A 21,048-nucleotide genomic window follows, 5' to 3' on the forward strand; every position below is an offset into this window, starting at 1 on the left:
GACGAAGACACGCGAACGGGGGCCACGATCGCGGCATCTCCGATTCTTTGCAGGCAGGGGTTGCAAGGCGCCCGATGCGCCCCCACCTGCTGCAGTGCAACATTCCCATGAGCAGGACCCTGCCATGAATGCCCATAGCCACGCGCCTGATGGCGACACGCAAACCGTACTCGTCCTGCAGGGAGGCGGCGCACTCGGCGCCTACCAGGCCGGCGTGTTCGAAGCTCTGGCCGAACACGGCGCGGCGCCGGACTGGATCGCGGGAATCTCGATCGGCGCGATCAATGCCGCGATCATCGCCGGAAATGCGCCCGAAGACCGCTTGCCGCAGCTGCGTCGTTTCTGGGACCTGGTCTCCTCGGAATTGCAATTCCATCTGGACGAGCGCATCGGCTTCGCCCGCCGCGCCTTCAACGAAGCCTCGGCCTTCCTTGCCGCGACCGTCGGCATTCCCGGCTTCTACAATCCGCGCCTGTTCCCGCCGCTCAACCCGGAATGGCCGGCGGAGCTCGATTCGCTCAGCTACTACGACACCGCGCCCTTGCGTGCGACCTTGCTCGAACTTGTCGATTTCGAGCGGATCAACCGCTGCGAGACCCATTTCAGCGTCGGTGCAGTGAACGTGCTCAATGGCAACTTCGCCTATTTCGACAATCGCGAACGCACGATCGGCCCGGAACACGTCATGGCCAGCGGCGCGCTTCCCCCCGGTTTCCCGCCGGTCCAGATCGACGGCGAATGGTACTGGGACGGCGGCCTCGTTTCCAACACCCCGCTGCAATACGTGCTCGACAACCGCAGCCAGTGCGAGATGACGGTGTTCCAGGTTGACCTGTTCAGCTCTCGCGGGGAAGAGCCGCGCACGATGGCCGACGTCGCCCAGCGCGAGAAGGACATCCGCTACTCCAGTCGCACCCGCCTCAACACCGACGTTTCACGCCGGCTTCATGCCTTGCGCGCGGCGGCGCATCGCCTGGCCGACCGGCTGCCCGAGGAGTTCCAGGACGACCCCGATCTTGCCGCGCTGCTTTCGTGCCGCCCGGCCGGGCCGGTTGCGGTGATGCACCTGATCAATCGCGGAAAACCATACGAATCCAATTCGAAGGACTACGAGTTCTCGCGCATGACGGTTAACGAGCACTGGGACGCGGGCAAGGCGGACGCGATCCACTCGCTCGATCATCCGGACTGGACGGGCCGCCGCCTGCGGCCCGATGAGATCATTACGTTCGACCTCGCCAGCGATTGCCGCTGAGCATCCGAAAGAGAGCAGGAGCAGGTATATGAAGCTGAAGGACAAGGTCTGCATCGTCACCGGCGCGGCGAGCGGGATCGGCAATGCCATCGCGCACCGCTACGCCGCCGAGGGCGGCAAGGTGGCGATTGCCGATCTCAACATCGATGCGGCAGAGAAGGCTGCTTCGGACATCCGCGAGAAGTTCTCCGTCGAGGCGATGGCCCTGGCCATGGACGTAACCAGCGAGGAACAGGTCAACGATGGCGTCGCCAAGGTCGTCGATGCCTGGGGCACGGTTGATGTCCTCGTGTCCAACGCGGGAATCCAGATCGTCAACCCGATCGAGGAATTCGCCTTCGCCGACTGGAAGAAGATGCTCGCCATTCACCTCGACGGCGCATTCCTGACTTCCAAGGCGGTGATCCCGCACATGTACCGGCAAAAGTCCGGCTCGATCATCTTCATGGGCTCGGTCCACTCCAAGGAAGCGAGCCCGCTCAAGTCCGCCTACGTCACCGCCAAGCATGGCCTGCTCGGCCTTTCGCGGGTGATCGCCAAGGAAGGCGGCAAGAAGGGCGTGCGCACCAACGTGATCTGCCCGGGCTTCGTGAAGACCCCGCTGGTCGACAAGCAGATCCCCGAACAGGCCAAGGAACTGGGCATTTCCGAAGAGGAAGTCGTCAGCAAGGTCATGCTCGGCCAGACCGTCGACACAGAGTTCACCACGGTCGAGGACATCGCCGAAGTGGCGCTGTTCTTCGCTGCCTTCGAAACCAATGCGCTCACCGGCCAGTCGCTGATCGCCAGCCACGGCTGGTGCATGGAATGAGGGCCTGACGCCGCCTTACAGGCCGATTTCCTCGCGGGGCGCTCAGCCCTGCGAGGCAGTCACTAGACGTTCAAGCGCCGCATCCCGCCCTATCAGGGGCAGCAGGGCGGCCATGTCCGGCCCATGCTCGCGCCCGGTCAGCGCCTGGCGCAGCGGCAGGAACAGCGCCTTGCCCTTGCGCCCGGTTGCATCCTTGAGCGCGCCGGTCAGCGCCTTCCAGGCATCGATCTGCCAGTCCATCGCCGCCAGCGTCTGCGCCGCCTGCGCAAGGTAGGCCTTCGCCTCGTCGTCGAATGCAGGCGCCTCGACCGGGCCGGTCACGACCTGCCACCAGTCCGCCGCCTCATGAACGTGCGAGAGGTTGGGCCGCACCGTTTCCCAGGCCGCGGCGTCCATGCCCTCCGGCAAGCGACCCGCGGCGGCCTCGTAAGGCATGACATGGACGATGGCGGCGTTGATGCGTTCCAGTTCCGCCTCGTCGAAGCGCGCAGGCGCTCGGCCGAAACGGGACAAGTCGAAACTTTCCGCGAGCGCCGGCCCGTCCAGCGCGGGATCGACCGGGTCCGAGGTCCCGAGACGCCCCAACAGGGCAACGACGGCCTGCGGCTCGATGCCCGCCTCGCGGAAATGCGCGACGCCCAGCGAGCCAAGCCGCTTGGACAGCTTGCCCTCGGTACCGACCAGCAGCGCCTCGTGCGCGAAACGCGGCGGCGCGGCGCCCAGTGCTTCGAACATCTGGACTTGGGCGGCGGTGTTCGACACGTGATCCTCACCGCGCAGGATGTCGGTCACGCCCATGTCAACGTCGTCGATGGCCGAAGGCAACATGTAGAGCCATGACCCATCGGCGCGGCGGATCACCGGGTCCGACATCTGCGCCGGATCGAAGTGCTGGGGACCGCGAATGCCGTCCTCCCACGCGATCGCGCTTTCGCGGTCGAGCAGGAAACGCCAGTGCGGCATTTCGCCCGCCGCGATTTTCGCCGCCTTTTCCTCTTCACCGAGGTTCAGCGCCGCCCGGTCATAGATCGGCGGCAACCCCCGGCCGAGCAGGACCTTGCGCTTGAGTTCCAGTTCCTGCGGACTTTCCCAGCAGGGATAGACCCGCCCTGCGGCTTTGAGCCGCTCGAACTCGCGCTCATAAAGCGCGAAGCGGGCAGACTGGCGCTCCTCGCCCTCCGGGTGGATCCCGAGCCAGGCGAGGTCGGCGCGAATCGCCTCGACGTACTCCTCGCGGCTGCGTGCGGCATCGGTATCGTCGATGCGCAGCACGAAGCGTCCTCCCGCCTGCTCGGCCAGCAGCCAGTTATGCAGCGCCGTGCGGATATTGCCGACATGCAGGTGCCCGGTGGGCGAAGGAGCGAAGCGCGTGGTGACCGTCATGGCCGCTGCGATTACGGCGCGCGGTGCGCGGCGTCAAAGGGACAGTTCGCTCTTGCCTTGGATCACCCGCCACTCGGCAGGAGAACGGCCGCCCCCTGGACTGTGCCGGCACGCAGCGCCGCCAGCGCCTCTGCCGCCTGGTCGAGCGGGAAGGTCTGGGTGGCGATGCGCAGGTCGGCGCGCTGCGCGGCTTCGAAGAAGCTCGTGCCATCCTCCCGGGTCAGGTTGGCGACCGAGAGGATGTGCCGTTCGCCCCACAGGTCGGCGTAAGGGAACGAAGGGATGTCGCTCATGTGGATGCCCGCGCACACGACCCGCCCGCCCTTGCGCACGGCCTTGAGCGCAAGCGGCACCAGTTCGCCCACCGGCGCGAAGATCAGGGCGGCGTCGAGTTCTTCCGGGGGCGCTTCGCTCGATCCACCGGCCCACACGCAGCCGAGCGAGCGGGCGAAGGTCTGGCCTTCGAGATCGTCATCGCGCGTGAAGGCGTGAACACGCCGTCCCTGCCACACCGCGATCTGGGCAAGGATATGCGCCGCCGCACCGAAACCGTAGAGCCCGATCACCGGGGCCTGCCCGGCAAGGCGCAGGGCCCGCCAGCCGATCAGGCCCGCACACAGGAGCGGGGCGGCCTCCACGTCGGAAAAGCGCTCGGGCAGCGCGAAGCAGAAATGGGCATCGGCTGTCACGTGGGTGGCATAGCCGCCGTCGCGCGTGGCGCCCGTGAACTGCGGCCGGTCGCACAGGTTCTCCTGCCCATCCCGGCAATAGCGGCAATCCCCGCAGCTATGACCGAGCCAGGGGATGCCGACCCTCTCACCGACGGCAAAGCCCGACACGCCCTCTCCCAGCGTGACGACGTGCCCGACGATCTCGTGCCCCGGAATGACCGGATAGTGCGCCGCGACTTCGCCATCGAGAACATGCAGGTCGGTGCGGCAGACACCACAGGCGGCGATCTTCACCAGCACTTCGCCCGGCCCGGGCTGCGGCACCGGCCTCTCCACGCGCCGCGGCGCCTGATGCGGACCGTCGATCTGCATCGCCGTCATCAAGTCCATCGCCGTTCCCTTCCTGCCTCGCCCGGTGGCCGGAACGGGATGTTTACGCCCTGGGGCCGGGAAACAGAAGCGCCGAGACGATTCTCAGGTCGACGAGCTGCCCGCTGTGCCCAGCGGCACGTCGCTGACTTCACCGCCGCTGCGGAAGGCGTGGGTGATCGGATAGCGACGGTCGCGGCCGAAATTGCGCGCGGTCAGCTTCACGCCCGGAGGTGCCTGGCGTCGCTTGTATTCGGCAAGGTGCAGCAGCCGTTCGACATGCTCGACCGTCGCGCGATCGAAACCTTCGGCAACCACCTGTTCCACGCTCTTGTCGTGCTCGACCAGGCCGAGGAGGATCGGGTCGAGCATGTCGTAAGGCGGCAGGCTGTCCGAATCGCGCTGGTTCGCCCGCAGCTCGGCCGTCGGCGGCTTGGTGAACATGCGTTCGGGAATCAGCGGGCCTTCGGGGCCAAGGCCAATCCGCGGCACGTGCCGGTTGCGCCAGCGCGAGATCGCGAAGACGGTCATCTTGTAGGCGTCCTTGAGCGGATTGTAGCCGCCCGCCATATCGCCGTAGATCGTGGCGTAGCCGACGCTCATCTCGCTCTTGTTGCCGGTGGTCATCAGCATCGGCCCGAACTTGTTGGACAGGGCCATGAGCGCGGTGCCGCGCACCCGCGACTGCAGGTTTTCTTCTGCCAGTCCGCGATTCGTGCCCTCGAAAACCTCGCCGAGCATGGCATCGAAACCGTCCACCGCGGAGCCGATCGGCATGACCGAATAGCGAATGCCCAGCGCCCTTGCGCAAGCCGCGGCATCGTCGAGGCTTTCCTGGCTGGTGAAGCGCGAAGGCATCATCACCCCCCAGACCCGCTCCGCCCCGAGCGCGTCGACGGCAATGGCGGCGCATGTCGCCGAATCGATTCCACCCGACAGACCCAGCACGACGCCCGGGAAGCCGTTGCGATTCACATAGTCGCGCAGCGCCAGGACCATGGCGCAGTAAATGTCTTCGGGATGGACGGCGAGCGTTTCCAGTTGTCCGCGATCGCAGCGCCAGCCCTGCGCCGTCTTGGTCCAGTTGGTCTGGACGACCTGCTCTTCCCAGTCGCGCAACTGGACGGCGAGGCCGCCGTCGCCATTGATGACGAAGCTCGCCCCGTCGAAGACCAGCTCGTCCTGCCCGCCGACGCGGTTGAGATAGGCGAGCGGCAGGCCGGTATCGACCGCGCGGCGCTTGGCCACGCCTTCGATGCGCAGCGCGTCCTTGTTGATCTCGTAAGGGCTGCCGTTCACGCAGATGAATATCTCGGCGCCGAAATCGGCCAGATGGCGGCAGACTTCGGGCCGCCAGATGTCCTCGCAGATCGGCACGCCGATCATCGTCCCGCGCAGGATCATCGGTTCGGGAAGCGGTCCGGGCTGGAACAGCCGCATCTCGTCGAAAGTGCCGTAGTTGGGCAGCTCATGCTTGAGGCGGACGGCAGCGACCTTGCCCTGGTCGAGCAGGGCAACCGCATTGTGCAGCGCTCCATCGAGAACGATAGCCGTGCCGACCAGCATCGCCGGCCCATCCGAGGCGCTCGCCCTGGCAAGCGTCTGCAGTTCGGCAGCGGCCCGCTCGATCAAGGAAGGCTTGAGAATGAGGTCCTCGGGCGGATAGCCGACGAGGTGCAGTTCGGGAAAGACGATCAGGTCGGACCCTGCGGCCTGCTTGCGCGCCGCCAATACGCCCTCTGCATTGCCCGGGATGTCCCCCACCGACTGGTTGAGCTGCGCGAGGGTGATCTTCAGCGTATCGGGCATAGGCGAAGTGATGCCCGCGCCTCAGGTGTCATGCAAGTAGAACGCAAATAAAAAACCCTCCCGGATGGGAGGGCTTTTCCCCGTCCGAAGACGAGATCTTCCGTTGGTCCCGCGGGATGCAGGCGGAAGGCAACTGGGGGCCGGCGAGCCGGATGGCTGGCGCCGAACCCCCGGCCGGATTACATCGCTTCGGTAGCTTCCTCGGTGGGAGCGTCCGTCGCGTCGCCGGTCATCATTTCACCGGGAACGGTTTCAACCGACTCGGTACCTTCGTCGGTCGGAGCTTCCGAACCGCAAGCTGCGAGAGCCAGAGCGGTAGCCGACGCGAACACGGCGTAAGCAATCTTCTTCATGCGAATCCCCTTGCATTGTTTGGCGCAGGCGCCAACGCTTGCAGGCAAGCCTGCAGCGCCATTCTTTAGACGAGGTTATGGTGCAACGCAAATAGGAAGTAGAGGGGGCAAAACCCGCTGAAATCCTAGGGGTTGCGTACATATAAAGATATCTTTATATGCTTTTCCATGCGGATCGACCCTCTCCTGCGGGCTCTTTCGGAGCCGACGCGCCTGCGCATCATGCGTCTTCTGGCGCACATGGAGCTTGCCGTGGGCGAGCTTGCCCAGGTGCTCGGGCAGAGCCAGCCGAGGGTCTCGCGCCACATCCGGATCCTGTGCGATGCCGGCCTTGCCGAGCGCCGCAAGGAAGGCAGCTGGGTCTTCCTGCGCAGCGCCGTGAGCGAGAACGGGGCCCCGCCGCTGGGTGCCGCCGCGGCCCGCCTTCTCGCCATTGCCGAGCGCGACGACGCGGCCTTTTCCGCACGCTGCGCCGAGGATCGCCGCCACCTCGCCGCGATTCGCGCCGCGCGCGAGGCAAGCGCCGAAGCCTACTTCGCCCGCCATGCGCAGGAGTGGGATACACTGCGCCAGCTCCATGGCGCCGACGAGCCGGTAGAGGCCGCGCTGCTTGGCAAGCTCGACGGCGAGAAAGCAGGCAAGCTGCTCGACATCGGCACCGGCACGGGACGCATGGCAGAGCTTCTCGCCGACCGCGCCAGCCACGTCACCGCGCTCGACAAGAGCCCGGAGATGTTGCGAATTGCGCGCGCCCGCTTGCAATCTTTGCCATCGGACAAGCTCGATCTGGTACAGGGGGACTTTACCGCCCTGCCCTTCGCCGAAGCGGCGTTCGATACCGTGCTGTTCCACCAGGTGCTGCACTTTGCTCAGGAACCCGGGACCGTACTGGCCGAAGCCGCACGGGTCACCCGCCCGGGCGGACGCATCGCCGTCGTCGATCTCGCCGCGCACGAGCGCGAAGAACTGCGTGAGCGCCACGCCCATGCGCGACTCGGCTTTTCGGACGAGCAGATGCTCGGCCTTCTTACCGACGCGGGCTTCGCGCCCGAATCGCCCGCGGCTCTGCCGGGGGATCCTCTCACCGTGAAAATCTGGACGGGACGCCGCAACTCAGGCACGGCGCCCGCGAACCAGGACAATGCTAAAGGAAAGGCCGCGCGCCCATGACCGCCGCAATCCGACCGGCTGACGCTCCCCTCTTCGGGGTGCAGCCGGGCGATATCTCCGTCTCGTTCGAATTCTTCCCGCCCAAGACGGAGAAGATGGAGACGCAGCTCTGGGAAGCGATCACCCAGCTTGCCCCGCTCAGCCCGAGCTTCGTCTCGGTCACTTACGGCGCGGGCGGTTCCACCCGTGAGCGGACCCATGCCACGGTTTCGCGAATCATCCGCGAAACCGACCTGGTGCCCGCCGCCCATCTTACCTGCGTTGCGGCAAGCAAGGCCCAGATCGACGAGATCGTCGACCGCTACTGGGAAGCGGGCGTGCGCCATATCGTCGCCCTGCGCGGCGATCCGCCGCCGGCCGACGGCAGCATCTTCGTGCCCCACCCGGAAGGCTACGCCAATGCCGCCGATCTGGTCGCCGGCATCAAGGCGCGCCACGAGTTCGACATCTCGGTCGCCGCCTATCCGGAAATCCACCCAGACGCGGCGAATGCAGAGGCGGATCTCGACAACCTCAAGCGCAAGCTGGATGCAGGCGCCTCGCGCGCGATCACCCAGTTCTTCTTCTCGACGGACGCCTATTTCCGCTTTCTCGACAAGGCGCTGGCCGCCGGGATCACTGCGCCGATCCTGCCCGGCATCATGCCGGTAACCAGCTTCGCCGCGATCCGCCGCATGTCGGGCAATACCGAGATCCCCGCCTGGCTCGAGGCCATGTTCGAAGGTCTCGACGATCGCCCCGGCCCGCGCGCCCTCGTCGCCGCGGTCGCCGCCGCCGACTTGTGCAAGCGCCTTTATGACGGCGGTGTGCGCGACTTTCACTTCTACACTCTCAACCGCGCCGAGCAGGCTTACGCGATCTGCCAGCTTCTCGGCCTGCGCCCCAAGGAGATCGGCTGATGTCGCCTCGCGAAACTTTCCTGGCCGAGGCTGCCAAGCGCATCCTCATTACCGACGGCGCCTTCGGCACCGAAATCCAGAACTGGAAGCTCGCCGAAGCGGACTACGCCGGTAACCTGGGCCTGAGCCACGAGCAGAAGGGCAACAACGACATCCTCGCGCTGTCCAAGCCCGAGGTGCCCGAGGCGATCCACCGCGCCTACTTCGAGGCAGGCGCGGACATTGCCGAGACCAACACCTTCTCGGCCAACCGCATCAGCCAGGCCGACTACGGCGCCGAGCATCTCGTGCGCGAGATCAACGTCGAATCGGCCCGCCTCGCCCGCAAGGTCGCCGACGAGTTCCAGGCCAAGGACGCCGCAAACGGTATTTCGCGCCCGCGCTTCGTGGCCGGCGCCATCGGCCCGACCAACAAGACCCTGTCGCTCAGCCCCGACGTCAACGACCCGGGATACCGCGAGATCGACTGGGACACGCTGGTCGACGTCTACAAGGAACAGGCCGCGGCGCTCATCGAAGGCGGAGCGGACTTCATCCTTATCGAGACGGTGTTCGACACGCTCAACGCCAAGGCCGGCATCATGGCGGTCAAGCAGCTCGAGGCCGAGCTGGGCCGCGAAGTGCCGATCATGCTGTCGATGACGCTGACCGACCTTTCGGGCCGCAACCTTTCCGGCCACACGGTCGAGGCGTTCTGGCACGCGGTGCGCCATGCCAGGCCGATCACGATCGGGCTCAACTGCTCGTTCGGCGCCACCCAGCTGCGCCCGCACGTCAAGACGCTGTCGGAAATCGCCGACACGCTTATCATGATCTATCCCAACGCCGGCCTGCCCAACGAACTGGGCGCCTACGACGAGATGCCCGACACGACCGCGGGCTTTGTCGGCGAGTGGGCCGTCGCGGGCCAGGTCAACGTGCTGGGCGGCTGCTGCGGCTCCACCCCGGCCCATATCGCGGCAATCGCGCAGCAGGTGAAGGGCGTGGCCCCGCGCAAGGTTCCCTCACTGGAACCGGTCACGCGGTTGGCAGGTCTCGAACCCTTCATCATGGCAGCTTGAAGTGGCAGGAACACAGGCCATGGACGACATACCCATCTGGCGCATCCGGCAGGCGGGCCCCGACGATGCGGAGGCCCTCTCGCTCATCGGTTCGGCGACGTTTCTCGAGAGTTTTGCGGGTATCGTCGACGGCAGCGGCATCGTCTCCCACTGCGTCCACCAGCACAGCGCCGAGACCTACCGCGCCTACCTGGCCAAGGGCGCCAAGGCTTGGCTGGCGGAAGTCGAACCGGGCCACGCCCCCGTCGGCTACGCCATGGTCTGCGCACCGGAACTGGAACTGGCGCAGGAGGGCGACCTCGAACTCAAGCGCATCTACATGCTCTCGCGCTACCAGGGCACGGTGCTTGCCAGCGCCCTGATGCAGGCGGTCGCAGCCGCGACCCCGGGCCATACGCGCCTCCTGCTCGGCGTGAAGGAAGACAACCACCGAGCCCTTTCGTTCTATGCCAAGCACGGCTTCGAGACGATCGGGACCCGCCGCTTCGATGTCGGCGGCAAGACTTATGACGACTTCGTACTGGCGCGCGTGCTGACGCCCGTTCCGGCACAGTGATTCAACGAGAAAAACAATGACCGCGACACCTTCATCTGCCCGTTTCGTCAATGTCGGCGAGCGCACCAACGTCACCGGATCGGCCAAGTTCAAGAAGCTGATCATGGCCGGCGACTATCCCGCCGCCGTCGAAGTGGCCCGCCAGCAGGTCGAGAACGGCGCGCAGGTGATCGACGTCAACATGGACGAGGGCCTGCTCGACGCCGTCGAGGCGATGACCACCTTCCTCAAGCTGATCGCCGCCGAGCCCGACATCGCGCGCGTGCCGGTGATGATCGACAGCTCGAAGTGGGAGGTGATCGAGGCCGGCCTCAAGTGCGTGTCCGGCAAGCCGATCGTCAACTCGATCAGCATGAAGGAAGGCGAGGCACCGTTCCTCGAACAGGCGCGCAAGTGCATGACCTACGGCGCCGCCGTAGTCGTCATGGCCTTCGACGAGACCGGCCAGGCCGACACCAGGCAGCGCAAGGTCGAGATCTGCAAGCGCGCCTACAAGCTGCTGACCGGCATCGGCTTCCCGCCCGAGGACATCATCTTCGATCCCAACGTCTTCGCCGTCGCCACCGGCATCGAGGAGCACGACCGCTACGCGCTCGACTTCATCGAGGCGGTGAAGGAAATCCGCGAGGCCTGCCCGCACGTGCATTTCTCGGGCGGCCTGTCGAACCTGTCGTTCAGCTTCCGCGGCAACGAGACGGTGCGCCGGGCAATGCACTCGGTGTTCCTCTACTATGCGATCCCGGCCGGGCTCGACATGGCAATCGTCAATGCCGGACAGCTCGACGTCTACGACCAGATCGACCCGGTGCTGCGCGACGCCTGCGAAGACGTGATCCTGATGCGCCGCGAGGATGCGACCGAGCGCCTCATCGAACTCGCCGAGAGCTTCAAGGGCCAGGACAAGGCCGCCGAAAAGGCCGCCGAGGAATGGCGCGGGTGGGAAGTGACCAAGCGGCTGGAGCACGCGCTGGTGAAGGGCATCGACGCCTATGTCGTCGGGGATACCGAGGAAGCGCGCCAGGCCGCGGCAGACCGTGGCGGGCGGCCGATCGAGGTGATCGAAGGGCCGCTGATGGACGGCATGAACGTCGTCGGCGACCTGTTCGGCTCGGGCAAGATGTTCCTGCCGCAGGTCGTCAAGTCCGCGCGCGTCATGAAAAAGGCCGTCGCCCACCTCATCCCCTTCATCGAGGCGGAGAAGGAAGAAGGCGCCAAGGCCAAGGGCCGCATCATCATGGCCACCGTCAAGGGCGACGTCCATGACATCGGCAAGAACATCGTCGGCGTCGTCCTGCAGTGCAACGGCTACGAAGTGATCGACCTGGGCGTCATGGTTCCCTGGTCGAAGATCCTCGAAAGCGCCAACGAGAACGATGCCGACATCATCGGCCTCTCCGGCCTCATCACCCCCTCGCTCGACGAGATGGTGACCGTGGCCGAGGAAATGCAGCGCGCGCAGATGAACATCCCGCTGCTGATCGGCGGGGCGACGACCAGCAAGGTCCACACCGCGCTGCGCATCGATCCGGCCTACGAAGGCCCGGTGATCCATGTGCTCGACGCCAGCCGCGCGGTCGGCGTCGCCTCGCAGCTGCTGTCGGACACGCAGGCCGAAGGCTTCAAGTCCTCGGTCGCCATCGACTACCAGAAAGTGCGCGAGGCACGCGAGGGCAAGGGCCAGTCGGACCTGCTGGCGCTGGCCGATGCCCGCGAGAACGCGTTCAAGCCCGACTTCGCCGACAAGGCCCCTGCCCCGGTGCAGCCCGGGCTGCACGTTTTCGAGGCATGGGACCTCGCCGATCTCGTCGAGACGTTCGACTGGACGCCTTTCTTCCGCGCCTGGGAACTGGCCGGTACCTACCCGGCGATCCTAAAGGACGAAGTGGTGGGCGAAAGCGCCCGCAACCTGTTCGCCGACGCCAAGGCGATGCTGGAAAAGATCGTCAGCGAGAAGTGGCTGACGGCCAAGGGCGTCTGCGCCTTCTGGCCGGCTCACCGCGAAGGTGACGACGTTCTGCTGGAAGACGGCACCCGCCTTCCCTTCCTGCGCCAGCAGTTCAAGAAATCGCGCAGCCGCGCCAACTTCTGCCTTTCGGACTTCATCGATACGCAGGACGACTGGCTCGGCGGCTTCGCGGTCGGCATCCACGGCATCGAACCGCACCTCGCACGCTTCCAGGCCGCACACGACGACTATTCGGACATCCTGCTCAAGGCGCTGGCCGACCGCTTCGCCGAAGCCTTCGCCGAACGCCTGCACAGCCACGTGCGCACCACCCTGTGGGGCTATGCGCCGGAAGAGCAGTTCACCAACGAAGCGCTGATCCGCGAGGAATATCGCGGTATCCGCCCGGCCCCCGGTTACCCGGCCTGCCCGGACCACTCGCTCAAGCCGATCCTGTTCGACCTGCTCAAGGCGCAGGACAATGCCGGAATCGTGCTGACCGAAAGCCAGGCGATGCTGCCGACCGCCGCGGTTTCGGGCTTCTACTTTGCCCATCCGGAAAGCCAGTATTTCGGCGTTGCGCGCATCGGCCGGGACCAGCTTGAGGACTACGCCGGACGGCGCGGGGTGGAGCTGGCGACGGCCGAACGCTGGCTGCGTCCCAACCTCGACTGAGCGACAACGCGCTCGCAAGCCGACAGGGCCCGCACGTTAACGGGTTCCGGGCCGCCCCCGCGCCCGGAACCCGCCCCCCACGACAGACCTGCCTACCGGCCGGCCTGCACCGGCCGGCGGCCGGGAACGGGAAAATGACCGGTCGCTGCGATCCAGCGCGGCATGCCTGCCGGGGCCGGGACAAGGGCGGCCTGGGTGGCCAGGCGGACGGCTCCGCCGATCATTCCGAAAATCTTTCCTGCAGTCGGTTCCATGTGCTTGTTCCCTCGCATGTGCAGCCCGCTTGCCGGGGCTGTCTTTCGATGAACCCACTATGGCGCCAGGCGGCGGGCGGGTCTGTGCGCGTCTGCACAGCGCTGCTGTGATTTATCCCACATGCCCCGGAATTGCCCCGGATCGAACCGGTTTGCGCATGTCCGGGCGCGAAATCTTCGCAGGCCGGACACCGCAACGGCGGAAAATTAACCCCCGGGCGGTTCCCAGGCCATGGCCGCGTCTGCCATAAGCCCCCCGTGCCTGTTGCCGACCTGCTTCCCGACGCACTCGATGCCCTTCACGCCACTTTCGGCTTCACCGCCTTTCGCGGCGTGCAGGAACATGTCGTCTCGCGCGTGCTGGCGGGCCAGTCGACGCTGGCGGTCATGCCCACCGGCGCGGGCAAGTCGCTGACCTACCAGCTTCCGGCGGTCATGCTGGAAGGCACTTGCGTGGTCGTCAGCCCGCTGATCGCCCTGATGCACGACCAGTTGCGTTCCGCCACGGCCAACGGCATCCGCGCCGCGACCCTCACCAGTGCCGATACCGACCGCGAAGTGACCATCGACCGGTTCCGCGAGGGCGAGCTGGACTTGCTCTACGTCGCCCCGGAACGCGCCAGCCAGCCGCATTTCCGCGAGCTGCTGTCCAAGGCGCGCGTCTCGCTCTTCGCCATCGACGAAGCGCACTGCGTTTCCGAATGGGGGCACGATTTCCGGCCAGACTACCGGCTGCTGCGCCCGCTGCTCGACGCATTTCCGCAAGTACCGCGCCTTGCCCTTACCGCGACCGCGGACCACCATACCCGCGCCGACATCCTCGCCCAGCTCGGCATTGCCGATGACGGCCTGATCGTCGCCGGGTTCGACCGGCCCAACATCCGCTATGCGATCCGCCCGCGCGAGAATGCCGCGCGCCAGCTCAAGACGCTGCTGGAAGAGAACCCCGGCCCCGGCATCATCTACGCCCCGACCCGCGCCCGCGTCGAGCAGCTGGCCGAGACCCTGGCCGCCACCGGTCGCCGGGTCCTGCCCTACCACGCCGGTCTTTCGCCAGAGATTCGCGCACGCAACCAGGCGGCCTTCGTTGCCAGCGAGGACATGGTGATGGTCGCCACGGTTGCCTTCGGCATGGGCATCGACAAGCCCGACGTGCGCTTCGTCGCCCATGCCGGCATCCCCAAGTCGATCGAGGGCTACTACCAGGAAACCGGACGCGCCGGGCGTGACGGCGACCCTTCCGTCGCGGTGATGTTCTGGGGGGCGGACGACTTCGCCCGCGCGCGCATCCGCTTGTCGGAAGTGGAAGAGCGCCGCCAGCAGTCCGAGCGCCAGCGGCTCGATTCGCTGGCAGGGCTGGTCGAAACCGCCCAATGCCGCCGCGCCGTCCTGCTCCGCCACTTCGGCGAGGACCCCGCGCCCACTTGCGGCAACTGCGACAATTGCCTTGAGCCCCCGGGCGTCGCCGACATGACCGAACTGGCGCGCAAGCTGCTTTCGGCCGTTTATCGCACCGGGCAGTCCTATGGCCTGGGTCACCTCGAAAAGGTGCTGACCGGCATCGCCGACGACCGCGTGCTCCAGCGCGGGCATGACCAGCTTTCGGTCTTCGGGATCATGACCGAGGACGAAAAGCCCCTGCTCAAGCCGCTGGCCCGCGCGCTGCAGGCCCGTGGCAGCCTGATCCCGACCGAACACGGTGGCCTCGCACTGGGCGGCGATGCGCGCGAAATCCTCAAGGGCGAGGCCAGCGTGCCGATTGTCCTGCCCCCCAAGCGCGAGCGCAAGCGGCGTGGCGGCGCAAGCAGCCGCGACACCGGCGCCAATCCCGTCGGCAATCCGCTGTTCGAAGCGCTTCGCGCGCTGCGCCGCGATCTCGCCGCAGAAGCAGGCGTGCCGCCCTACGTCATCTTCCACGATTCCACCTTGCGCGAGATGGCGACGGTCCAGCCCGCGTCGCTCGCCGCAATGGGCGAAATCGGCGGCATCGGTTCGCGCAAGCTCGACGCTTACGGCGATGCCTTCCTGGCGGTAATCCGACAGTTCTGAGAGGCTTCGACGGCGAACTTCCGGTTCAGGTTACGCTGCCGAGAATGCTCGGCGCGCTCCGACAGATGGATCCTGAAACGCGTTCAGGATGACAATCGAGACGATTGACGTGGCTTTGCCCCAGCCAGTTCCATCATCCCCGCGCAGGCGCGACCCCGGATCGGGTCCGGGGTAACGACGCCACCAGGCATTGCAGTAGGCTGCGCTGCGCCGCTCAGAGCGGGTTGTCGAGTTCGATGATCTCTTCGTCGCTGGTGCGCTGCGTGGTCTTGAGCTGGCGCGGCTGAGTGAAGCTGTCGAGCACCGGCTTGTCGCGACCGTAGATGTCGTTGAACTGCTTGAGTTCCCCGTCGATCGAGCGGGCGATGGTGAAGTAGGTCAGGTACACCGGGAAGGTGCGGGTCATCTCCACCTTGGTATATTCGCCCGAGCGCGAGATGTCGGCCGCTTCGGCTGCCGGCATCTTGGCACCGAGGATCGCCATGGTCATGCCCAACTCCACCGCGCGTTCGGTGCGGATGCAACCGTGGCTGAAAGCCCGGACGTCCTCATCGAAGTACTGCTTGGCAGGCGTGTCGTGCAGGTAGATCGCGTGCGGGTTGGGCATGTCGATCTTCATCAGGCCCAGCGAGTTGGTCGGTCCCGGCTGCTGGACGACGTAGATCGTCCCGTCAGCGCCCTTGGTCGCCTTGTAGCCGGCAGCCTTGGCCCAGCGCGGGTTGTTCAGGACTTTCTGGCCGAGGCCCTCGCCCTGCACGATCGATTGCGGGACCGTCCAGGTCGGGTTGAAGACGACCGCCGTCACTGTCTCGGCCAGCTGCGGGGTCGCAGTGCGCCCCGGCTTGCCGACGACCGTGCGGTAGGTGCGGATGATCTTGTTCCTGACCGTCAGGCGCAGCTGGAACTCGGGCACGTTGGTCAGCAGGTAGACATCGCCGAGGTCGCGGGCGAGCCAGCGCCAGCGGTCCATGTTGGCGAGGATCAGCGCGCGCTTGGCCTTGTTCGCCATCGGCGTTACCGCCAGTTCGGCCTTGAGGGCGGCATAGTCGGGCACCGTGGGCGCCAGCTTGTCGACCACGCCCGGGACGTCATGGTCGGACAGGGCCTGCGCCATGATCTGCGCGGTCGGCATGTCGTCCTGGTCGGGATCGACCGCGAACCACTGCACCCGCGCTTCCATCGGTGTACGCCCGTCGCGCAGGTCCTCGATCAGCCAGGCGAAGACCTTGCTCGCCAGGGCATCGAGCGCATCGCTTTCGCCGCCGGCAATGGCGGCCTTGAGTGCTGCTGGCTGGTAGTCGGCCGGAAGCAGGCCTTCCTTGCCGATATATTCGATCGTCGAGAGCAGCGCCTTGGCATCGGCCAGCGACCACGACATCACCGGTTCGGCCAGGAAGATCGGCTGCACGACCGGTTCGGACACCGTGCCGTTCGCGCCCGGCAACGGCTGCTGGCTGGCGGGATTGACCGGAGACTGCATCGGGATCGTCGCTGGAGCGGGCGATGTGGCCGGAGCAGTCGTCGCCGTCGCGGGCTTGGCCGCAGCCGGCTTGGGCAGGATGTCCTCGGGCATCTCGGTCTTGATGCGCTGCGCAAGCACGGGCTGCGCCGTCAGGCTTACCGCCATCGCCGTCGAAAGCGCCGTAAAGCCGAACCGCTTGAAACTCGTCATATTCTTCGAAACCTGCCCGATATTCTCTAGAACCAAGGAACTGCCGCAAGGAGCCGTTCACGAAGCGCTTACGGCCCCGATTTGCTCCCTCATAGCCTACTCTTCAAGGATTTGTCCTGAGCCTGCGATGAATTGCTTGCGCACAAATGAACCGGGCCCGACAGGAGGGGCCATGCAAGCGGATTCGAGCAAGCCGGTATCCACACTACTGCCTGTCCTGTCCGTCTGCACGGGAATTGCGGCGTTCAGCGCCATGGATGCGGCAATGAAAGGGGCCTCGATCGCCACCGGGGTCTTCACCGCACTGCTTTTTCGCAACATTTTCGGCACCCTGCTCGCACTACCGATCTGGTTTTTCGCGGGAAGGCCGCTGCCGAACCGCAAGGTCCTGCGCATCCATGCCCAGCGCGCCGCCATCGTTGCGGCCATGGCCGGGCTGTTCTTCTATGGCCTTGTGCGAATCCCGATGGCGGAAGCGATCGCCCTGTCATTCATCTCGCCGATCGTCGCGCTCTATTTCGCCTCGCTTCTGCTCGGCGAGAAAATCCGCCCGCGGGCCATAGTTGCCGCAGCGATGGGCGTCATCGGCGTACTGATCATCGCTGCCGGCCGACTGGGCGACGGCAGCTATTCGCCCGAAGCCGTCGAGGGTGTCGCCGCGATCCTCTGCTCGGCCCTGTTCTACGCCCTCAACCTGGTGTTCCAGCGCAAGCAGGCGCTGCTGGCCGGCCCGGTCGAGATCGCGCTGTTCCAGAATCTTATCGTCGCGATGATATTTTTGGCCTTTTCGCCCTGGCTGGCAGTGACGCCCGACGCCGCCAGCCTGCGCCTGACCCTGGCCGGAGCGGCCCTCGCGACGATGGCGATCCTGTTCCTGTCCTGGGGCTATGCCCGCGCGGAAGCCCAGGTTCTGGTTCCGATCGAGTACACCGGCTTCCTCTGGGCAGCCCTGTTCGGCTGGCTGCAATTCAGCGAGGAGGTGGGAATTGCGACAGTGGGCGGCGCACTTCTCATCGTCGTGGGATGTCTAATCGGCGCAAAAAACGCGAAAACCGGCCCTTAGTAGCAGGGCACGCCCCCTTGACCTGAGACCCGTGAGCGCGCATCCGCAGGGCAACGAATCCGCTTGTCGCACTGCAGCACGGCCCGCGATTCCCTCTGGGCCGCCCGATCAGGGAGGCAAGCTCCATAACCAAGGGGAAATTGCCTACCATGACCCAAGTCGGACAGGATACGCTCGGCACCCGCAGCACCATGACCGTCGGCGGCAAGCAGGTCGCCTACTATTCGCTGAAGAAAGCGTCCGAGAAGATCGGCGACGTTTCGCGTCTGCCCTTCTCGATGAAGGTCCTTCTCGAGAACCTGCTACGATTCGAGGACGGCGGCTTCACCGTCTCGACCGACGACATCCAGGCCATTGCCGACTGGCAGAAGAACCCGGTGACCGGCGAGGAAATCCAGTACCGCCCGGCCCGCGTTCTCCTGCAGGACTTCACCGGCGTTCCCTGCGTCGTCGACCTTGCCGCGATGCGCGACGCGATCGCCTCGCTGGGCGGCGATACCTCCAAGATCAACCCGCAGGTTCCCGTCAACCTCGTCATCGACCACTCGGTCATGGTCGACGAGTTCGGCCACCCCAAGGCGTTCGAGCAGAACGTCGAGATCGAATACCACCGCAACATGGAGCGCTACGACTTCCTCAAGTGGGGTTCCAAGTCGCTCTCCAACTTCTACGCGGTTCCCCCGGGCACCGGGATCTGCCACCAGGTGAACCTGGAGAACATCGCCAGGTCGGTGTGGACCAGCGAGGACCAGAACGGTGAAACGGTCGCCTACTTCGACACTTGCGTGGGCACCGACAGCCACACCACCATGGTCAATGGCCTTGGCGTGCTGGGCTGGGGCGTCGGCGGCATCGAGGCCGAAGCCGCGATGCTCGGCCAGCCGGTTTCGATGCTCATCCCCGAAGTCGTGGGCTTCAAGTTCACCGGCACACTGATGGAAGGGGTCACCGCCACCGACCTCGTGCTGACCTGCACCAACATGCTGCGCAAGCACGGCGTGGTCGGCAAGTTCGTCGAATACTACGGCGAGGGCCTCGCCTCGCTGAGCCTCGCCGACCGTGCCACGCTCGCCAACATGGCCCCGGAATACGGCGCGACCTGCGGCCTCTTCGGCATCGACGACAAGACCATCGACTACCTGCGCCTCACCGGCCGCGAAGAAGAGCAGATCGCCCTCGTCGAAGCCTATGCCAGGGAGCAGGGCTTCTGGATGGAGCCGGGTGCGCCCGAGCCGATCTTCTCCTCGACTCTCGAACTCGACCTGTCGACCGTCGTGCCCTCGCTTGCCGGCCCGAAGCGTCCGCAGGACAAGGTCATCCTCACCGAGGTCGACGACGTGTTCAACAAGGACATGGCCGAAACCTACAAGAAGGAGCGCCAGAGCGTTCCGGTCGAAGGCAAGGACTTCTCGATCACCGACGGCGACGTCATGATCGCGGCCATCACCAGCTGCACCAACACCTCGAACCCGAGCGTGCTGATTGCTGCCGGTCTCGTCGCCAAGAAAGCCGATGAGCTGGGCCTGAAGCCGAAGCCCTGGGTCAAGACCTCGCTGGCCCCGGGCTCGCAGGTCGTCACCGACTATCTCAACAAGGCCGGCCTCCAGTCGCACCTCGACAACATCGGCTTCAATCTCGTCGGCTACGGCTGCACCACCTGCATCGGCAATTCCGGCCCGCTGGCGGAACCGATCAGCAAGGCGATCAACGAAAACGGTCTCGTCGCTTCGGCGGTCATTTCGGGCAACCGCAACTTCGAAGGCCGCGTCAGCCCCGACGTGCGCGCCAACTTCCTCGCCTCGCCGCCGCTGGTCGTCGCCTACGCGCTGAAGGGCACGGTGGTCGAAGACTTCACCACCACCCCGATCGGTCAGGGCAAGGACGGCCAGGACGTGTTCCTCAAGGACATCTGGCCGACCAACCTCGAAGTCGCCGAAACCATGGCCGCATGCGTCGACCGCTCGATGTTCCAGGCCCGCTACGCGGACGTCTACAAGGGCGACGAGCACTGGCAGGCGATCAACGTCGTCGGTTCGGAAACCTACAACTGGCGCGCCGGTTCGACCTATGTCGCCAACCCGCCGTACTTCGAGGGCATGGAAATGACCCCGGCGCCGGTCAACGACATCATCGAGGCCAAGCCGCTGCTGATCCTCGGCGATTCGGTCACCACCGACCACATCTCGCCGGCCGGCTCGATCAAGGCAGACAGCCCCGCGGGCCAGTGGCTCATGGAGCACCAGGTCGCCAAGGCCGACTTCAACTCCTACGGCTCGCGCCGTGGCCACCACGAAGTGATGATGCGCGGCACCTTCGCCAACATCCGCATCCGCAACGAAATGGTTCCGGGTACCGAGGGCGGCATTTCGCGCTTCGGCGAGGAAGTGATGCCGGTCTACGATGTCGCGATGAAGTACAAGGAGCAGGGCACGCCGCTGGTGGTCGTCGCCGGCAAGGAATACGGCACCGGCTCCTCGCGCGACTGGGCGGCCAAGGGCACCAACCTGCTGGGCGTTCGCGCCGTCATCGTCGAGAGCTACGAGCGCATCCACCGCTCGAACCTGGTCGGCATGGGCGTGTTGCCGCTGCAGTTCAAGGACGGCGATACCCGCCAGAGCCTTGGCCTGACCGGTGACGATGCCTTCACCATCCGGGGCGTCGCCACCCTCAAGCCGCGCCAGGACGTCGAAGTCGAAGTGACCCGTCCGGACGGCTCGACCTTCACCTTCACTGCGCTGTGCCGCATCGATACCGCCAACGAACTCGAATACTTCAACAACGGCGGCATCCTGCAGTACGTGCTGCGCAAGCTGGCGGCCTGATCGCCCTTTCCTGACGGCTGAGACAATGCCCCGTCCCGCATCGCGCGGGGCGGGGTTTTTCTTTGAGCGCAATCCGCATCGAGGCTCGCTGGCGACGTCATCGCGCCAAGGTGATGCTCCCGCTTCCCAACCAGCGAATGTCACGCAGCGTGCGGCGCTCAAGCAAAAAGGGCGGCACCGAAGTGCCGCCCTTCCCCCCTTGGAACGGGTTTGCGCCGGCTATCGGCCGTC

Annotated in this window: 16 protein-coding genes; 10 read left to right on the plus strand and 6 right to left on the minus strand. The window is 65.8% G+C overall.

The window, feature by feature from the left end:
* Positions 1-124 precede the first annotated feature (124 nt).
* Both JI59_RS09665 and JI59_RS09670 read left to right on the plus strand, forming a co-directional pair.
* Positions 125-1,255 (plus strand): DUF3734 domain-containing protein, encoded by a 1,131-nt coding sequence (locus tag JI59_RS09665; RefSeq protein ID WP_007012929.1) that lies wholly within the window; start codon positions 125-127, stop codon positions 1,253-1,255.
* Between the two features lie 28 nt (positions 1,256-1,283).
* Complete coding sequence (locus tag JI59_RS09670; protein WP_007012928.1) at positions 1,284-2,066, plus strand: 3-hydroxybutyrate dehydrogenase; 783 nt, start codon at positions 1,284-1,286, stop codon at positions 2,064-2,066.
* A 42-nt stretch (positions 2,067-2,108) separates the two neighbouring features.
* Here JI59_RS09670 and gltX read toward each other — a convergent pair whose 3' ends face one another.
* From gltX to JI59_RS27365, 4 genes are all read right to left on the minus strand, one after another.
* Positions 2,109-3,449: a glutamate--tRNA ligase gene (gene gltX, locus JI59_RS09675; protein ID WP_007012927.1), complete on the minus strand. Its 1,341-nt coding sequence runs from the start codon at positions 3,447-3,449 to the stop codon at positions 2,109-2,111.
* Between the two features lie 62 nt (positions 3,450-3,511).
* The gene (locus tag JI59_RS09680; protein WP_007012926.1) at positions 3,512-4,510 is read right to left on the minus strand and encodes a zinc-dependent alcohol dehydrogenase family protein; all 999 of its coding nucleotides are present in this window, start codon (positions 4,508-4,510) and stop codon (positions 3,512-3,514) included.
* 84 nt (positions 4,511-4,594) lie between these two features.
* Positions 4,595-6,298 carry an NAD+ synthase gene (locus JI59_RS09685; RefSeq protein WP_007012925.1) on the minus strand — a complete coding sequence of 568 codons (1,704 nt, stop codon included), beginning with the start codon at positions 6,296-6,298 and terminating at the stop codon, positions 4,595-4,597.
* A gap of 179 nt (positions 6,299-6,477) precedes the next feature.
* Positions 6,478-6,651, minus strand: coding sequence for a hypothetical protein (locus tag JI59_RS27365; RefSeq protein ID WP_007012924.1), 174 nt, complete (start codon positions 6,649-6,651; stop codon positions 6,478-6,480).
* A 168-nt stretch (positions 6,652-6,819) separates the two neighbouring features.
* Here JI59_RS27365 and JI59_RS09690 point away from each other — a divergent pair, with 168 nt between their 5' ends.
* Genes JI59_RS09690 through metH form a run of 5 tightly spaced genes read left to right on the plus strand, consistent with a single transcriptional unit; the run spans position 6,820 to position 12,957 of the window.
* Positions 6,820-7,821: an ArsR/SmtB family transcription factor gene (locus JI59_RS09690; RefSeq protein ID WP_007012923.1), complete on the plus strand. Its 1,002-nt coding sequence runs from the start codon at positions 6,820-6,822 to the stop codon at positions 7,819-7,821.
* Positions 7,818-8,720 (plus strand): methylenetetrahydrofolate reductase [NAD(P)H], encoded by a 903-nt coding sequence (gene metF / locus JI59_RS09695; protein ID WP_038575923.1) that lies wholly within the window; start codon positions 7,818-7,820, stop codon positions 8,718-8,720. The genes JI59_RS09690 and metF overlap by 4 nt, the downstream gene beginning before the upstream one ends.
* Positions 8,720-9,781, plus strand: coding sequence for a homocysteine S-methyltransferase family protein (locus tag JI59_RS09700; protein WP_007012921.1), 1,062 nt, complete (start codon positions 8,720-8,722; stop codon positions 9,779-9,781). The genes metF and JI59_RS09700 overlap by 1 nt, the downstream gene beginning before the upstream one ends.
* Positions 9,782-9,800: 19 nt before the next feature.
* The gene (locus tag JI59_RS09705) at positions 9,801-10,337 is read left to right on the plus strand and encodes a GNAT family N-acetyltransferase (RefSeq protein WP_007012920.1); all 537 of its coding nucleotides are present in this window, start codon (positions 9,801-9,803) and stop codon (positions 10,335-10,337) included.
* 16 nt (positions 10,338-10,353) lie between these two features.
* Positions 10,354-12,957: a methionine synthase gene (metH, locus tag JI59_RS09710; protein ID WP_007012919.1), complete on the plus strand. Its 2,604-nt coding sequence runs from the start codon at positions 10,354-10,356 to the stop codon at positions 12,955-12,957.
* 92 nt (positions 12,958-13,049) lie between these two features.
* On the opposite strand, the gene JI59_RS27085 is transcribed toward metH, so the two are convergent.
* Positions 13,050-13,211 (minus strand): hypothetical protein, encoded by a 162-nt coding sequence (locus JI59_RS27085; RefSeq protein WP_007012918.1) that lies wholly within the window; start codon positions 13,209-13,211, stop codon positions 13,050-13,052.
* Between the two features lie 258 nt (positions 13,212-13,469).
* On the opposite strand from JI59_RS27085, the gene recQ reads away from it, so the two are divergent.
* A complete protein-coding gene (recQ, locus tag JI59_RS09715) occupies positions 13,470-15,260 on the plus strand; it encodes a DNA helicase RecQ (protein ID WP_007012917.1) in 1,791 nt (596 codons plus the stop codon).
* A gap of 214 nt (positions 15,261-15,474) precedes the next feature.
* On the opposite strand, the gene JI59_RS09720 is transcribed toward recQ, so the two are convergent.
* Positions 15,475-16,932 (minus strand): L,D-transpeptidase family protein, encoded by a 1,458-nt coding sequence (locus JI59_RS09720; RefSeq protein WP_038575926.1) that lies wholly within the window; start codon positions 16,930-16,932, stop codon positions 15,475-15,477.
* A 172-nt stretch (positions 16,933-17,104) separates the two neighbouring features.
* On the opposite strand from JI59_RS09720, the gene JI59_RS09725 reads away from it, so the two are divergent.
* Together JI59_RS09725 and acnA are read left to right on the plus strand one after the other, a co-directional pair.
* Positions 17,105-17,995 (plus strand): DMT family transporter, encoded by an 891-nt coding sequence (locus JI59_RS09725; RefSeq protein WP_038575928.1) that lies wholly within the window; start codon positions 17,105-17,107, stop codon positions 17,993-17,995.
* Between the two features lie 149 nt (positions 17,996-18,144).
* On the plus strand, positions 18,145-20,817 hold the full coding sequence (gene acnA, locus JI59_RS09730) for an aconitate hydratase AcnA (RefSeq protein ID WP_007012914.1): 2,673 nt from the start codon (positions 18,145-18,147) through the stop codon (positions 20,815-20,817).
* The last annotated feature ends 231 nt before the right edge of the window (positions 20,818-21,048 follow it).

The organism is Novosphingobium pentaromativorans US6-1 (assembly GCF_000767465.1).
GTDB classification, from domain to species: domain Bacteria; phylum Pseudomonadota; class Alphaproteobacteria; order Sphingomonadales; family Sphingomonadaceae; genus Novosphingobium; species Novosphingobium pentaromativorans.

Excerpts from the sequence above, each read along its gene's own strand:
- JI59_RS09665 (WP_007012929.1), top strand. The coding sequence starts at position 125 with ATGAATGCCCATAGCCACGCGCCTGATGGCGACACGCAAACCGTACTC.
- JI59_RS09670 (WP_007012928.1), top strand. The coding sequence starts at position 1,284 with ATGAAGCTGAAGGACAAGGTCTGCATCGTCACCGGCGCGGCGAGCGGG.
- gltX (WP_007012927.1), bottom strand. The coding sequence starts at position 3,449 with ATGACGGTCACCACGCGCTTCGCTCCTTCGCCCACCGGGCACCTGCAT.
- JI59_RS09680 (WP_007012926.1), bottom strand. The coding sequence starts at position 4,510 with ATGGACTTGATGACGGCGATGCAGATCGACGGTCCGCATCAGGCGCCG.
- JI59_RS09685 (WP_007012925.1), bottom strand. The coding sequence starts at position 6,298 with ATGCCCGATACGCTGAAGATCACCCTCGCGCAGCTCAACCAGTCGGTG.
- JI59_RS27365 (WP_007012924.1), bottom strand. The coding sequence starts at position 6,651 with ATGAAGAAGATTGCTTACGCCGTGTTCGCGTCGGCTACCGCTCTGGCT.
- JI59_RS09690 (WP_007012923.1), top strand. The coding sequence starts at position 6,820 with ATGCGGATCGACCCTCTCCTGCGGGCTCTTTCGGAGCCGACGCGCCTG.
- metF (WP_038575923.1), top strand. The coding sequence starts at position 7,818 with ATGACCGCCGCAATCCGACCGGCTGACGCTCCCCTCTTCGGGGTGCAG.
- JI59_RS09700 (WP_007012921.1), top strand. The coding sequence starts at position 8,720 with ATGTCGCCTCGCGAAACTTTCCTGGCCGAGGCTGCCAAGCGCATCCTC.
- JI59_RS09705 (WP_007012920.1), top strand. The coding sequence starts at position 9,801 with ATGGACGACATACCCATCTGGCGCATCCGGCAGGCGGGCCCCGACGAT.
- metH (WP_007012919.1), top strand. The coding sequence starts at position 10,354 with ATGACCGCGACACCTTCATCTGCCCGTTTCGTCAATGTCGGCGAGCGC.
- JI59_RS27085 (WP_007012918.1), bottom strand. The coding sequence starts at position 13,211 with ATGGAACCGACTGCAGGAAAGATTTTCGGAATGATCGGCGGAGCCGTC.
- JI59_RS09720 (WP_038575926.1), bottom strand. The coding sequence starts at position 16,932 with ATGACGAGTTTCAAGCGGTTCGGCTTTACGGCGCTTTCGACGGCGATG.
- JI59_RS09725 (WP_038575928.1), top strand. The coding sequence starts at position 17,105 with ATGCAAGCGGATTCGAGCAAGCCGGTATCCACACTACTGCCTGTCCTG.
- acnA (WP_007012914.1), top strand. The coding sequence starts at position 18,145 with ATGACCCAAGTCGGACAGGATACGCTCGGCACCCGCAGCACCATGACC.